The organism is Streptomyces sp. NPDC051452, assembly GCF_044454765.1.
In the GTDB taxonomy this organism is placed as follows: domain Bacteria; phylum Actinomycetota; class Actinomycetes; order Streptomycetales; family Streptomycetaceae; genus Streptomyces.
Genome location: NZ_JBITEB010000021.1, coordinates 1 through 14378 on the forward strand (window position 1 = coordinate 1; position 14378 = coordinate 14378).

Annotated in this window: 9 protein-coding genes and 1 pseudogene; 1 reads left to right on the top strand and 9 read right to left on the bottom strand. The window is 72.2% G+C overall.

Going from position 1 to position 14378, the window contains the following annotated elements; genetic code table 11:
* From ACIBA9_RS33910 to ACIBA9_RS33930, 5 genes are all read right to left on the bottom strand, one after another.
* Positions 1 to 206, bottom strand: a 206-nt coding sequence (locus tag ACIBA9_RS33910) for a flavodoxin-dependent (E)-4-hydroxy-3-methylbut-2-enyl-diphosphate synthase (RefSeq protein ID WP_399369115.1), incomplete at its 3' end; no start/stop codon positions are given.
* Between the two features lie 171 nt (positions 207 to 377).
* Positions 378 to 1682, bottom strand: a complete 1305-nt coding sequence (locus ACIBA9_RS33915) for a M50 family metallopeptidase (protein WP_399369117.1) — start codon at positions 1680 to 1682, stop codon at positions 378 to 380.
* A complete protein-coding gene (gene dxr / locus ACIBA9_RS33920) occupies positions 1679 to 2950 on the bottom strand; it encodes a 1-deoxy-D-xylulose-5-phosphate reductoisomerase (protein WP_399369119.1) in 1272 nt (423 codons plus the stop codon). The genes ACIBA9_RS33915 and dxr overlap by 4 nt, the downstream gene beginning before the upstream one ends.
* 254 nt (positions 2951 to 3204) lie before the next feature.
* Positions 3205 to 5145 (bottom strand): acyl-CoA dehydrogenase family protein, encoded by a 1941-nt coding sequence (locus ACIBA9_RS33925; RefSeq protein WP_362161164.1) that lies wholly within the window; start codon positions 5143 to 5145, stop codon positions 3205 to 3207.
* Positions 5146 to 5428: 283 nt separating this feature from the next.
* Complete coding sequence (locus ACIBA9_RS33930; RefSeq protein WP_399369121.1) at positions 5429 to 6802, bottom strand: S8 family serine peptidase; 1374 nt, start codon at positions 6800 to 6802, stop codon at positions 5429 to 5431.
* 293 nt (positions 6803 to 7095) lie between these two features.
* Here ACIBA9_RS33930 and ACIBA9_RS33935 point away from each other — a divergent pair, with 293 nt between their 5' ends.
* A complete protein-coding gene (locus ACIBA9_RS33935; RefSeq protein WP_399369123.1) occupies positions 7096 to 8328 on the top strand; it encodes a M23 family metallopeptidase in 1233 nt (410 codons plus the stop codon).
* A 97-nt stretch (positions 8329 to 8425) separates the two neighbouring features.
* Here the strand turns inward: ACIBA9_RS33935 and ACIBA9_RS33940 are convergent, their stop codons facing one another.
* From ACIBA9_RS33940 to ACIBA9_RS33955, 4 genes and pseudogenes are all read right to left on the bottom strand, one after another.
* Entirely contained in the window at positions 8426 to 9871 is a 1446-nt protein-coding gene (locus tag ACIBA9_RS33940) for an aldehyde dehydrogenase family protein (protein ID WP_399369125.1), read from the bottom strand.
* Positions 9872 to 10031: 160 nt separating this feature from the next.
* Positions 10032 to 10373 (bottom strand): PucR family transcriptional regulator, encoded by a 342-nt coding sequence (locus ACIBA9_RS33945; protein WP_393901511.1) that lies wholly within the window; start codon positions 10371 to 10373, stop codon positions 10032 to 10034.
* 1059 nt (positions 10374 to 11432) lie between these two features.
* Positions 11433 to 11750: pseudogene (locus ACIBA9_RS33950) on the bottom strand (PucR family transcriptional regulator ligand-binding domain-containing protein); the annotation flags it as partial.
* A 109-nt stretch (positions 11751 to 11859) separates the two neighbouring features.
* Entirely contained in the window at positions 11860 to 13953 is a 2094-nt protein-coding gene (locus tag ACIBA9_RS33955; protein ID WP_399369127.1) for an ATP/GTP-binding protein, read from the bottom strand.
* Positions 13954 to 14378 lie beyond the last annotated feature (425 nt).

Consider the following 14378-nt stretch of genomic DNA (forward strand, 5'->3'; position numbering starts at 1 on the left):
CGGACGATCTGGCAGCCGGACGCCGTCAGCTCGGCGATCTGCTGGAGGGTCGCGCCGATGTCGGACGTACGGGTCGTCGTCATCGACTGCACCGAGACGGGCGCGTCTCCGCCGACCGCCACGCTTCCGACCTGGATCTGCCGGCTCTTCCGGCGCTCGGCAACCTTGGTCGGGACGGACGGCATGCCGAGAGAAATCGCAGTCATCTGCTGTGCAACCCCAAGTCGTGGATCAAAGTGCCGTCCCGTGGACGGCGGGCTCCAGGCTTCGAGATTACGGCACCGGCCCCGGCACGAGCACATCCCACCCGCCAAACCCACTCGATGGAAGGCGGCCCGGAACCACGGGGGTTCCGGGCCGCCTGGCACAGCGCGTGGCTACGAGATCTTCACCGGGTTGACCACGTCCGCGATCAGGACCAGGAGCGTGAAGCAGACGAAGATCCCGGCCACCACGTAGGCCACCGGCATCAGCTTGGCGACGTCGAACGGACCGGGGTCCGGCCGGCGCAGCACCCGGGCCAGGTTCCGGCGCAGGGCCTCCCACAGGGCGCCCGCGATGTGACCGCCGTCGAGCGGGAGCAGCGGGAGCATGTTGAACAGGAACAGCGAGAGGTTGAACCCGGCGAGCAGCATCACGAACATCGCCACCTGCTGGGAGGCGGGGATGTCCAGGGTGGCGATGTCGCCGGTGATCCGGGCCGCGCCGACGATGCCCACCGGGGAGTCCGGCTCGCGCGGGCCGTCGCCGAAGGCGGCGTCCCACAGGGCGGGGATCTTGCCGGGCAGGACGGCCAGTGAGTCGACGGCGTCGCCCACGCGGTCGGTCATCCAGGTGGTGGAGTCGCCGAAGTCCAGTTTCACCACGCCGGTGGCGGAGCTGAAGCCGAGGAAGCCGGCCTCGACGTACTTGCCCTGGACGTAGGTGCCGCTGGAGTCCTTCTTGGCGACCAGGTTGGTGGCGATCCTGGCGTGCAGCGTGAGCTGTTCGCCGTCGCGGTCGACGACGATCGGCACGGTCTTGCCGGCGCTGTCGCGGATCAGGTCCGAGAGGGTGTTCCAGTCCTTGGTGGACCTGCCGTCGAAGGAGACGATCCTGTCGCGCTTGCGGATGCCGGCGGCCTGGGCCGGGGAGGCGGGGTCGGACTTCTTGCAGCTGTCGCGGTGCTCGCTCTGGGCGATGACGCAGGGCGAGACGGAGGCGACGGTGGTGGTCTGCTGCTGGATGCCGAAGCCCATGAGCACGGTGAAGAACAGGGCGATCGCGAGGACCAGGTTCATGAACGGTCCGGCGAACATGACGATGACCCGCTTCCACGGCTTGCGCGTGTAGAACATGCGCGTGTCGTCACCCGGCTTGAGCTCCTCGAAGGCCGCCGAGCGGGCGTCCTCGATCATGCCGCGCCACGGGGAGGTGGAGCGGGCGGAGACCCGGCCCTCCTCGTCGGGCGGGAACATGCCGATCATGCGGATGTAGCCGCCGAGCGGTATGGCCTTGATGCCGTACTCGGTCTCGCCCTTGTTCCGTGACCACACGGTCGGGCCGAAGCCGACCATGTACTGCGGGACGCGGATGCCGAAGAGCTTGGCCGTGGACAGGTGCCCCAGCTCGTGCCACGCGATCGAGACGAGCAGGCCCACCGCGAAGACCACTATGCCGAGGATGAACATCAAGGTCGTCATGCACGCGCCTCCGCGGTCGCCGTCGTGGCTGTGAGTTCGCGGGCCCGGGCCCGCGCCCAGGTCTCCGCTTCGAGGACGTCCGACACGGTGAGCGAGGTTCCCGTGTCCGGGGTGCCGTGCTCCTCGACCACCCGGGTGACGGTCTCCATGATCCCGTTGAAGGGCAGCGCGCCGCCCAGGAAGGCCTCGACGCACTCCTCGTTGGCCGCATTGAACACCGCCGGAGCCGTCCCCGCGAGCCGCCCGACGTGCCGGGCAAGGTCCACCGAGGGGAAGGCCTCGTTGTCCAGCGGGAAGAACTCCCAGGTGGAGGCCTTGCTCCAGTCGAAAGCGGGCGCGGCGTCGGGAACACGTTCGGGCCAGCCCAGACCGATGGCGATCGGCCCGCGCATGTCGGGGGGCGTCGCCTGGGCGATCGTGGAACCGTCGGTGAACTCGACCATCGAGTGGACATACGACTGCGGGTGCACGACCACCTCAATGCGGTCGAGGGGAATGTCGTAGAGGAGGTGCGCCTCGATCACCTCCAGGCCCTTGTTGACCAGGGTCGCGGAGTTGACCGTGATCACCGGCCCCATCGCCCAGGTGGGGTGCGCGAGCGCGTCCTGGACGGTGACGTCCGCCAGCTCGGCCTTGGTCCGGCCGCGGAAGGGGCCGCCGGAGGCGGTGACGACGAGCTTGCGGACGTCGGCGCGGGTGCCGGCGGCCAGCGCCTGGAAGAGGGCCGCGTGCTCGGAGTCGACCGGGATGATCTGGCCCGGCTTGGCGAGCGCGGTGACCAGCGGGCCGCCGACGATCAGCGACTCCTTGTTGGCCAGGGCGAGGGTGCGTCCCGCCTCCAGGGCGGCGAGGGTGGGCGCGAGGCCGATGGACCCGGTGATGCCGTTGAGCACGGTGTGGCAGTCGGAGGCGGCGACCTCGCGGGCCGCGTCCGGCCCGGCGAGGATCTCGGGCAACGGTTCCCCCGCGCCGTACTCGCCGGCGAGGGCCTCGCGCAGGGCGGGTACGGCGTCCTCGCGGGCGACCGCGACGGTGCGCACCCGGAGCCGGTGCGCCTGCTCGGCCAGCAGGGCGACCCGGCCGCCGTTCGCGGACAGGGCGGTGACGCGGAAGCGGGCGGGGTTGCGCAGCACGAGGTCGATGGCCTGGGTGCCGATGGATCCGGTGGAGCCGAGGATCACCACGTCCTTGGGGCCGTCCCCGGCGACGGGGTCGTAGACGAGGTGCGGATCGGCGAGGGGTGCCGGATGGGCGGGACGTTCGGTCATCCCCCCATTGTCGCGGTAAGCGGCGGCCGCCGGGACAGCGCATCCCTCGGGCGGGTGCGTTGACCGCATTCATCGGCGAACGGGACGTTGCTCCCGTTGTGGGACGGCGGTGAGGACCGGGGGGTGCGGGGCCCTCCCGACGCCGGCTCCCACGACGGTGACGTCCGGTCGACGTCCGGTACCCGGCACCGCGCGGGCCAGGGCGGTCTCCCTCCCTGCCCCGCGCGGGCGGTGGCCGCGTGCGGCCGGTGTCGCTAGCCGCCGAAGGGGCGGCGGGCGTTCTCCCGGGCGGAGGGGCCGGGGCTCGCGTCCGCGATCCACGGTCCGTCGCCCGACGGGTCGATGACACCCTCCTCCAACCACTCGTACGCACCGCCGAGGACTCCCTTGACCACCTTGCGGTCGAGATCGTCGGTGTTGGTCCACAGGCGGCCGAACAGCTCCTCCGTGCGGATGCGGGACTGGCGGCAGAAGGCGTCGGCGAGCTGGTAGGCCTCCCGGCCGTGTACGCCCTCGCCGCGCAGCCGCTCGGCGCGCACACAGGCCGCGCTCATGGCGAACAGTTCGGCGCCGATGTCCACGATCCGGCCGAGGAAGCCCTGCTTGGTCTCCATCCGGCCCTGCCAGCGGGACATGGCGTAGAAGGTGGAGCGGGCCAGCTTGCGGGCGGTGCGCTCGACGTAGCGCAGATGGCCGGAGAGGTCGACGTCGTGCTTGAACTCGCCGTAGGCGGTGGGCAGCTGGCCCGGACCGGCGACCAGTTTGGGCAGCCACTTGGCGTAGAAGAGGCCGGCGTTCGCGCCCGCCTTCGCCTTGTCGGACAGGGTCTTGTCCGGGTCGATGAGGTCGCCGGCGACCGAGAGGTGGGCGTCGACGGCCTCGCGGGCGATCAGCAGGTGCATGATCTCCGTCGAGCCCTCGAAGATGCGGTTGATGCGCAGGTCGCGCAGGATCTGCTCGGCCGGGACACCGCGTTCGCCGCGGGCCCGCAGCGACTCGGCCGTCTCGTAGCCGCGGCCGCCGCGGATCTGGACCAGTTCGTCGGCCATCAGCCAGGCCATCTCGGAGCCGTAGAGCTTGGCGAGGGCGGCTTCGATGCGGATGTCGTTGCGGTCCTCGTCGGCCATCTGCGAGGACAGGTCGAGGACGGCTTCCAGGGCGAAGGTGGTGGCGGCGATGAAGCTGATCTTGGAGCCGACGGCCTCGTGGAACGCGACCGGCTTGCCCCACTGCTCCCGCTCGGCCGCCCACTCGCGAGCGATCTTCAGGCACCATTTGCCGGCGCCGGCGCACATGGCGGGCAGGGACAGCCGGCCGGTGTTGAGGGTGGTCAGCGCGATCTTCAGGCCGGCGCCCTCGGGTCCGATGCGGTTCGCGGCGGGCACGCGGACCTGGTGGAAGCGGGTGACGCCGTTCTCGATGCCGCGCAGGCCCATGAAGGCGTTGCGGTTCTCGACGGTGATGCCCTCGGAGGCGGCCTCCACCACGAACGCCGTGATGCCGCCCTTGTGCCCCTCGGACTTCGGGACGCGCGCCATGACGACGAGGAGGTCGGCGACGACCCCGTTGGTGGTCCACAGCTTCACGCCGTCGAGGACGTAGTCTCCCCCCTCGTCGGGCACGGCCGTCGTGGCCAGGCGCGCCGGGTCGGAGCCGACGTCGGGCTCGGTGAGCAGGAAGGCGGAGATGTCGGTGCGGGCGCAGCGGGGCAGGAAGGCGTCCTTCTGCTCCTGGGTGCCGAACATCTTCAGCGGCTGCGGTACGCCGATCGACTGGTGGGCGGAGAGCAGCGCGCCGACGGCGGGGCTCACGGAGCCGACCAGGGCGAGGGCCTTGTTGTAGTAGAGCTGGGTGAGGCCCAGGCCGCCGTACTTGGGGTCGATCTTCATGCCGAGGGCGCCGAGTTCCTTGAGCCCGGCGACGACCTCGTCGGGGATGCGGGCCTCGCGCTCGATGCGGGCGGAGTCGACGGCCGTCTCGCAGAAGGTGCGCAGCCGGGCGAGGAACTCCTCGCCGCGCCGGACGGACTCCTCGTCGGGCAGGGGGTGGGGGTGGATGAGGTCGAGCCGGAAGCGCCCGAGGAACAGTTCCTTGGCGAAGCTGGGCTTGTGCCAGTCCTGCTGCCGGGCGGCCTCCGCCACCTGACGGGCCTCGCGCTCGGTCACGGTGGTGCGTGGGGTGGTGGTGGCGGACATTGAGGCTCACCTCGCCGCGAAGGGGGATGAATGCGGACCGTTCATTACCGACCAGTGCTACTGGATCGTTGGTACCTGAAACGGCCCGTCTCCACCACCCCTCGCGGTCCGATCGGGTCGAAATGGGGGTGGGGGTGGCGGATGAGTGGCGGATGAGGGACGGGTGCGGTACCGCCCTCGTGGGGGCCTCACGGGTCCGGCCTCGCCGCATGGGTGCGGCGAGGCCGGGTGGGTGGCTCGGGTGGTTCAGGGGCGCCCTGGCGGTGCCCCTGGGTGGGCGGGGTCAGCCGTGGCGGGCTGCCTTGGCCAGGGCCGGTACGAAGCGGAGGGCGTCCAGGGTGCCGACGCCGGTGGCCATGTCGTAGCCCTTGACGGCCTTGTAGCCCTTGACTCCGGCGTAGCTGTTGTCCGTGCCGTCCTTGACGTCCACCACACCCGTGCCGGCGTGGCGCGACAGGGTGTAGAGCGCGGCGTTGATGTCGCCGAGCCGGTGGCCGGCCGCCTGGTCGGCGAGGGCGACGATGCCGGAGAAGAGCGGGCCGGCCTCGCTGGTGCCGCCGGAGACGTCCCAGCCGGTGGCGGTCGGGTCGAAGCTGGAGTAGATCCAGGCGCCGCCGTCGACCGCCGCGGCCATCGAGATGTCCGGGGTGCCGCGCCGGGCGCCGACGACCTTCTTCACGCCGTTCTGGAAGGCCGGCCGGGGGAAGACGTGGGACTGGCCGCCACCGCCCGCGCCGTAGTCGTTGTAGACGCTGTCCGGCTTGACGCGCCGCCCCTTGTCGTCCAGGTGGAGCTGGGTGCCGCCGACGGAGGTGACCAGCGGGTCCGAGGAGGGCCAGGAGTTGACGCGCTTCTTGTAGTAGTCCTTGCCGTCGGCGGTGTTGTCGGTGGCGCCGCCGTCGCCGGAGGAGGCGAGGACGGTGACGTTCTTGCGAGCGGCGGCCTGGAAGGCGTAGCGCAGCTTCTTGATGCTGGAGAAGTCGCCCCGGCCGAAGCCGGGGAAGGTGTTCTCGGTGGCGCCGAAGCTCTGCGAGATGACGTCGCCGACGCCGTGGTCGATCAGATGCTTCTCGGCGCTCATCATCTCCGGCAGGCCGGTCGTGCCCTCCGTCTCGGCCACCCCCGTCTCCACCACGACGATCTTCGCCCCGGGCGCCACGGCGTGGGCCATCTCGACGTCCAGGGTGGTCTCCCCGGCCCAGCCGGTCATGTCGGAGTTCTTGGGGTCGAAGGCGGGGACGTGGCCCCACTTGACGACCTTCACCTTGGTGCTGGGCAGCCCGAACTGCTTGCTGTAGACGTCGAGATCGTGCTGGACGGTCGGGGAGCCGAAGGAGTCGACGATGACGATCGTGCGGCCCTTGCCCGTGATGCCCTTCCGGTACAGCGCGTTCAGGTTGTACGCGGTGCGGTACTGGAGCGGGTTGTAGCAGGCGATGTGCCACTTGGCCTGGCACTGCGCGATGGGCAGCGGGGCGGCGACGTCATGCGCCAGGACGTGCCCCGCGAGGGCCGGAACCGCCTTGGTGTGCGGCACGGCGGCGGGCGCGGCGGCGCTGACGCCGGCCTGCGAGGTGGTGGCCAGCGCGGCGGCGACGAGTGCGGTGACGGCGGCCGTCGAAGCCGCGACGCCGCGCCCGGTACGGGCTATGTGCATGGAGTCCCCTGAGTGGTGCCGAGACGTCCCGAGAGGGACGAAGTGGTCTCCGCGCATCCCATCGGGCGAGTCATGCACAGGACAAGACAATTGAACGGTAGATGCCGAATCCTTTACCCGAACCCACCCCGAGGGAAGGGCGACAGCGAGCGACCTGGTCAGCCCGGGGGACCCCCGGTCGGCGTGGGGGCGAGCGCCCGGGCATCATGACGGGGGTGGGCTCGCGGGTAGGACACCCGCGGGCGGCGCGCCGGCCATGGTGCCGGTGACGGCCGGGGGGGACGGTACGACGGATGCACGGACGGACGGATGGGCCGGCGGACTTCGGGGGGACCGCGCGGCCGGCGGCCGAGGCCCTGTTCGGGTTCCTCACCGCCAAGCGCGCGGACCGGGAGTCGCTCGCGCCGGGCGTGGCCGCCGCCGTGGGGCGTGAGCGGCTCGACCGGATCACGGACGGGACCCTCGAGCGCGTCGGCGAGATCACCGGCGTCCGGGACGGCCCCGACGGGCTGGTGATCGAAGGCTCCAAGGGACGGGCTCTCGCCTTCGCGGTCACGGGTGACGGGCGGGTGCTCGACGGCCTGTTGATCTCCCCTGGCGCCTACCGCGCACCGCGCCTGCGCGTTCCCCCCGGGGCACGCGCCGCCCTCGCCTGGCTCATCTGGGTACTGCTCCTCGCCGCGCTGGTCGAGGCGTGCTGGCAGGCTCCCTCCCGCGTCGCCTGGTGCGGCCGCCTGCTCATCGTCGCCGCCGGCTATCTGCTCCTGGAGGGCTGGAGCGCCCCGGCCCTGCTGCCGCGGTGGATACGCCGGGCCGTGGAAAGCGGGGCGCCGGTCGCCCTCGCCTCCGCGTGGCGGCTGCCGGGACTGCCGTGGTCGGGAAGCGGCGTGGCGGAACCGATCGTGGGGGCCGCCCTGTTCACCGCCTTCGGCTGGTTCCTGGCCCGGGCCCGCCGCCACCGTTGGGGTGTCGCGGTGTCACGGCCCCTCACCTTCCCCCTGCGGGGCGGCGACTGGTATGTGGCACAAGGGGGCGGGCACGGCCTGAACCACCACACGCCCTTCCCCGAGCAGCGCGGCGCCCTGGACGTGATCCAGGTCGGCTCCCGTGGGGTCCGGATGCCCGGCAGCGGCATGCGGGCAGGCAACGACGGTCACCTCGTGTACGGCCGGACCGTGCACGCGCCCTGCGCCGGCACGGTGATCTCCGCCGCGGGCCGGTTGGACGACCAGGAACCCGGCACGATCCGCTACCAACCCCCTTATGGCAACCACGTGTTCATCGACACCGGCGCGGAGGTCGTCAAGCTCGCGCACCTGCGCCGGGGAACCGTGACGGTGAGAACGGGCGATCGCGTGCGCGCCGGGCAGGTGCTCGGCGAGGTGGGCAACTCCGGCAACAGCACGATGCCCCACCTGCACCTCCATGCCGAACGCGACGGCCTCGGACTCGACTTGGAGTTCACCGGCGTCACGGGCCGCCTGTACCGGGGCAGAACCGTCCGCACCCGGCCTCGAACCGCCTGACCGAACGTCCCCTGCGAGTCGTCCGGGCAAGGGAAACGGCCGCAACCCCCGCACAGTGGGTTGCGGCCGTTCCGGTTCTCGACCTGTCCGTGGCAGGTCAGAGCGCGAGACCGGTGAGGATCAGTACGCGCTCGTAGGTGTAGTCCTCCATCGCGAACCGCACGCCCTCGCGGCCGACGCCGGACTGCTTGGCGCCGCCGTAGGGCATCTGGTCGGCGCGGTAGGACGGAACGTCGCCGATCACCACGCCACCGACCTCCAGGGCGCGGTGGGCACGGAAGGCGACCTGCAGGTCGTGGGTGAACACGCCCGCCTGAAGGCCGTACTTGGAGCTGTTGACCGCGGCGAACGCCTCGTCCTCGCCGTCCACCTTCTGCACGGTGAGGACGGGTCCGAAGACCTCCTCGCAGGCGAGGGTGGTGTCCGCCGGTACGTCGGTGAGGACGGTCGGCGCGTAGGAGGCGCCGTCCCGGTCGCCGCCGGTGTGGAGGGTGGCGCCGGCCTCGACGGCCTCCTTCACCCAGGCCTCGACGCGCTTGGCGGCGTCCTCGCTGACCAGCGGGCCGACGTCCGTCTTGGCGTCGGACGGGTCGCCGGTGACCTGGGCCTCGACGGCGGCGACGACGCGCGGCAGCAGCCGGTCGTACACCGCCGCGTCGGCGATCACGCGCTGCACGGAGATGCAGGACTGGCCGCCCTGGTAGTTGGAGAAGGTCGCGATGCGGGTCGCGGCCCAGTCCAGGTCGGCGTCGGAGGCGTAGTCGCCGAGGACGACGGCCGCGCCGTTGCCGCCCAGCTCCAGCGTGCAGTGCTTGCGCGGCACCGAGTCCATGATCGCGTAGCCGACCTTCTCGGAACCCGTGAAGGAGATGACCGGCAGGCGCTCGTCCTGGACGAGGGCGGGCATCTTGTCGTTGGCGACCGGCAGGATGCTCCAGGAGCCGGCCGGCAGCTCGGTCTCGGCGAGCAGGTCACCGATGATCAGACCGGAGAGCGGGGTGGCCGGGGCCGGCTTCAGGATGATCGGGGCGCCGGCGGCGATCGCCGGGGCGACCTTGTGGGCGCACAGGTTCAGCGGGAAGTTGAAGGGCGCGATGCCGAGCACGACACCCTTCGGGAAGCGGCGGGTGAGCGCCAGACGGCCCTGGCCACCGGCGTCGGTGTCCAGCCGCTGGGCCTCGCCACCGTTGAACCGGCGGGCCTCCTCGGCGGCGAACCGGAACACGGAGACGGCACGGCCGACCTCGCCCCGGGCCCACTTGATCGGCTTGCCGTTCTCGGCGGAGATCAGCTGGGCGATCTCCTCGGTGCGCTCGGCCAGCCGCTTGCTGACGTGGTCGAGGGCGGCGGCGCGTACGTGGGCCGGGGTGGCGGCGAACTCGTCGCGCACGGCGTACGCGGCGGCCACGGCCTCCTCGACCTGGGCGTCGGTCGGCACGCTGACCTTGCCGACGACCCGGCCGTCCCACGGGGAGGTGACGTCGAAGGTTTCCGAGCCGGTGACCTGGCGGCCGGCGAGCCAGAAGGCGTGGGTGGAAGTCATGTGCGAGTCCCGGCCCTTCCGCGTTGGAGGTGTGCTTGGCTTTCGTGCTCCACGGTAGGGCGGCGGCGGCCGACGGTCGCTTGTCCGAGTCGTAGCAGTCACGGCGGGGGGTACGCCGGAATGGCGAGGTCGCCGCCTGGCACCCGGGTGTCGCGCGCGGTCAGTCGGCCGAGGTCGCCTTCAGGGCGAGCCACAGCTCCATCCGGACGTCCGGGTCGTCCAGCGAGCGGCCCAGGATCTCCTCCACCCGCCGCATCCGGTAGCGCAGTGTGTGCCGGTGCACGCCCAGGTCGGCCGCGGCCGCGTCCCACTGGCCGTGCCGCGACAGCCACGCCCGCAGCGAGGCGACCAGGTCCCCCCGCCCGGTCGCGTCGTGCTCGCGCAGCGCCCGCAGCAGCCCGTCCGCGAACGCCTTCACCGCGTCGTCGGCGAGCAGCGGCAGCACGGATCCGGCGGCCAGCCGCTCGTGCTCGACGAGGACCCGCCCCCGGCGCCGGGCCACCGACAGCGCCTGCTCGGCCTGCTTGTAGGCCGCCGCGGCGGCGATCGGTCCGGCGGGCGCGGAGAGGCCGACGACCAGCTCACCGGCGTCGGCGGGGCCTGTCTGATCCGGGGCCGAGCGGGCCGTCTCCAGCGCTGCGGCGTACTCGGCGCAGGCGGCCGCCGCCGCGCCGCCGTCCGCGGCGAGTACCACCAGCCGCTCGCCGTCGGGCACCACCAGCACGGCCTCCCCGGAGCGCGCGGCGGCGGACTCCACGGTCTCCGCGAGGCCGTCCAGCGGATCTCCGCCGGGGCCGACGGCGGTGAGCGCGGCGGCGCCCGGCTTGGCACCCGCCTTCACGGCCTGCTTGGGAGCCGGCCCGGCGGCCGCGGTGGGCAGTCGGGCCGAGTGGGCGTCCGGATGGGCGTCCGCGTGGGCGCGGGCCGCCGGGCCGGGCACCGACTCGGCGACGATCACCCGGAAGGGGGCGTCCAGCAGGGCGCCGTACAGGTCCCCGGCGACGGCGCGGGCGTGGTCGGGCTCCCCGGCGAGCAGCATGCGCAGCACGGCCGTGCCGATCCGCTGCTCGGCCGCGTGCAGGGAGCGGGAGCGTTCGGTGGTGAGGGTGAGCAGGGCGATGGCGGAGTGGACGGCGTAGCGCTCGGCGGTGCCGAGTGCGGCGGCCGTGCCGACGGCGAGCGCCGCTCGCGGTCGCCGTCCGGTGCCCAGGGAGTGCAGCTCGACGCGGTCCTCGTGCTCGGGGCCGCCGACGACGGAGGACGCCGGGGCGGACCGCTCGCGCAGCCGCTCCACGTCGGCGGTCAGCCGGGCGGCCCGGCGGCCGGCCCACTCCGGGGCGGCGGCCACGACGGCGCCGGAGGCGTCGTAGAGGGCGGCCCAGCCGTCGACCTGTGCGGCGAGCGCGGCCAGCAGGCCCTCGGGGCCGGTGTTGAGGGCCTGTTTGGTCAGCTCGCGCTGGGCGGCGAAGCCGGCGGTGACCGACCGGTACTGGTCGGCGGCGATCGCCGCGGAGACGGCCTTGCTGATGGCGAGGAAGGGGGTGCGGCGGGGCACCTCCAGCAAGGGCAGGTCCGCTTCCCTTGCGGCGTCGACGAGGGCCGTGGGGATCTCGTCGTAGTTGACGCCGATGGCGAAGCCGAGCCCGACGACGCCGGCGTCGGCCAGTCGCCGTACGTACCGCCGCATCGCCTCCGGGTCCTCGGCGTCCAGCTTGAGGGCGGTGATCAGCAGCAGCTCGCCGCCCTCCATGTAGGGGACGGGGTCGGCCAGCTCGCTGACGTGCGCCCAGCGGACGGGTACGTCGAGGCGGTCCTCGCCCGCGCGCACCGTCAGTTTGAGCGCGGAGTGGTGGACGAGCGAGGCGAGGGTCGGGGGCATGAGGCCTTCACGGTGAGGGGGTCCGGCGAGCGCGGTGATCTATTGGCCGCCGCGTATGAACGACCTAGGCCGATTCTGCCTCACCGTACGGTCGCCCGCTGGCCCCGTCTCATCCCCGCAGATCCACCAGCAGGGGGGGCGCGTGCTCCCCGCGCACGGTCGTCAACGACAGCACCGCGTGCCCCGGGGGCACCCCGTGAGCCAACTCGGAAGCAGACCACCGCTCCCGCTCAACCTGCCGCACGGTGACGGCATCTGTTGTGACCGGCTTACCCGTGCCCAACTTCCGTACAGCGTGGATCAACCGAGTCAGCGGCTGGTCCGCGAACACCGTGTGCTTGGCGACCTCCGTCGTCTCCACCCACTCCGTACCCCAGGCCTGCGCGAACAGCGAGCCCTCCCATGTGGTGATGCCCGAGAAGGCGGCGTGACAGCCGACCGCGGCGATCAGAGGCTGCCTCAGGTGTTCCGGCACGTCTCCAAGGGCCCGCAGACTCAACACCACTCCCGCGTGGCTCTCCCGCAGCCTGCGCAGAGCACGCACGGACCCGGCGGTGATCGCATGTGCCGCGTCGTCCAGGACGAGGCAGGCGAACAGGGACCGGTCCGAACGAGTGGTCATGCCTGCCGTGAATTGCGCGAGCAGCAGCCGGGCCAGCAGCTGGGCCGCCTCCGGATGGGCTCGTTCGGGCAGGTCGACCCTGACGCGCAGCGGGTGATCGAGCGATCGCAGCGTGAACGGCCGAGCGTCGGCGGACGTGTCGAAGAAACCGGCGAAAGCTGGGCGGTCGAAGCAGGCGAGCCGATCCGCGAGCAGTATCCCGGGATCCCCGGGGGCGCCCGTCTGCCGCGCCCGCGCGTCCAATTCGCGGCGCAGCGCCGGGTCATCGTGCGGGTCTAGCATCGCCTTCAGCCGGTCCAGCGCCGACGGCTCGCCGTCCAACAGCTGTCGGAGCTCAGGTACGGAGGGGAACCGGCCGTGGACAGCCCGGAAGGGCCCGAGGAGCTGAGCCATGACGGTGACCGCACGCCGCAGCTCCACCTCTGGCCAGTCGCCCGCGAGGACATCCGCGAGGAGCGCGGCCGCCTCGTCGGGGTCCTGCGCCCCGCCGTAGAGATCCAGGTCGTGTGCCGAAGCCCTGTCCCCGGGCCTGATCACGATGTCGTAGGCCTGATCGGGTCCCATGGGCGCGCCGGCGGCGCACACCGTGACCAGGGCGGCCTGCCCCGCGAGCGCCTGGAGCGCGACGGACTCCGCGACGGGACGCACCAGACGCTCGGTCCTGCCCGAGCCGGGCGGCCCGACCACCAGCAGGGAAGTGCCCAGCGTGCCGGGGTCCACGGCCGCACCCGCCGCGCGGCGGGCGGCCGGGGTCCGCTCGGCGTCCGCGTACCGGCCAATGCGTACCTGTGAGGTCAGCAGGTCGTGAAGGGCCGTCCGGCCGGGAAGGTCGCGATGGCCGGAGGGGTGCAGACACGCGCGCGCTCCGCTGCTGAGCACGGCCGAGGTGAACGCGGGCAGACGTGCGGGGTCGGCGACCACGGAGCTCCAGGCACGCCGGATCCTCGCGCAGTCCACGTCGTTCATGCGGCCGTTGCGAGCATCCTCGGTCAGCCTTTCGGCTGTCACCTTCTGACCGTAGGCATGCAGCTCGGGCCAGTCCACGACGGGCTCGTGCGCTCCCCCCGCGTGGCTCTCGGTCTCCGTCCGCGGACGCGGCAGACCGCGCAGCAGCCCCGCCCAATCACCCGCTCTGGCGAACGGCACCAGGACCAGCACAGTGAGCACGGTCTTGAAGACCCGGAGGCGGTGCAGGGTGCCTACCGGGTCACCGGGCGACACAAACCAGTCGGAGGGCGTCACGCTCACGGCGAGCTTGTAATACGACAGCAGCCCGTGCCAGACGACCAGCCAGACGACCAGCCCCCCGAGGGCGGCGGCGCGCAGTGCGCGCGACGGCTGTGGCCGGTCGGTCACGTACCGCCGGACCACCTCTTTCCAGTTGCCCACGCGCGCGAAGTAATAGAGCACGAGGGTGGCGAAGACGCTGTCGTAGACGGCGCTCGCGGTGAGCGCGGCCCGGGGCGGGTCGAATCCCCACCAGTCGGACGGTGTGACCAGCTCGAGCAGGATCCTCTTGTGGGGGACGAGATTATTGACCCACAGCGACCATACGAGCAGCGCCGCAACGAGTGAGCCCACTGCTCCCGTGAGTAGTGAGCGGTCGGAGACCCGGCTGTCGGTTTCCTCAGGCCGCGGCCGGTGGCCGAGGCGCCATACTCCCGGGGGGGCCTCGGGGCGGGGGGTGCGTAGCCAGGTCAGGAAGGTGGAGCCGTCCGGCCTGGGCGGGTTCGAGGGCATCGGTGGCACGGCGGGCCCCTCACGGGGCTCCGCCGGGCGCGGTACCGGGTTCGGGTGTGTGGCGCGTGGGTCCCGTGTGCCGTCGCTGTCCATCCGCCTTGCCCCCTGACCAGCCGTTCCGTCCACCGTCAGCGAGCAATCTAACGCCCCGGCAAGGGGAGTTCACCGCTTACGCGGCCGAGAAAGGCCGCCGACCGGGCGTATGGCGCCCCCGCTGCTATGTCCACGGCGGACAATGGATGCCGTGGACAACGCCCACATGGAGC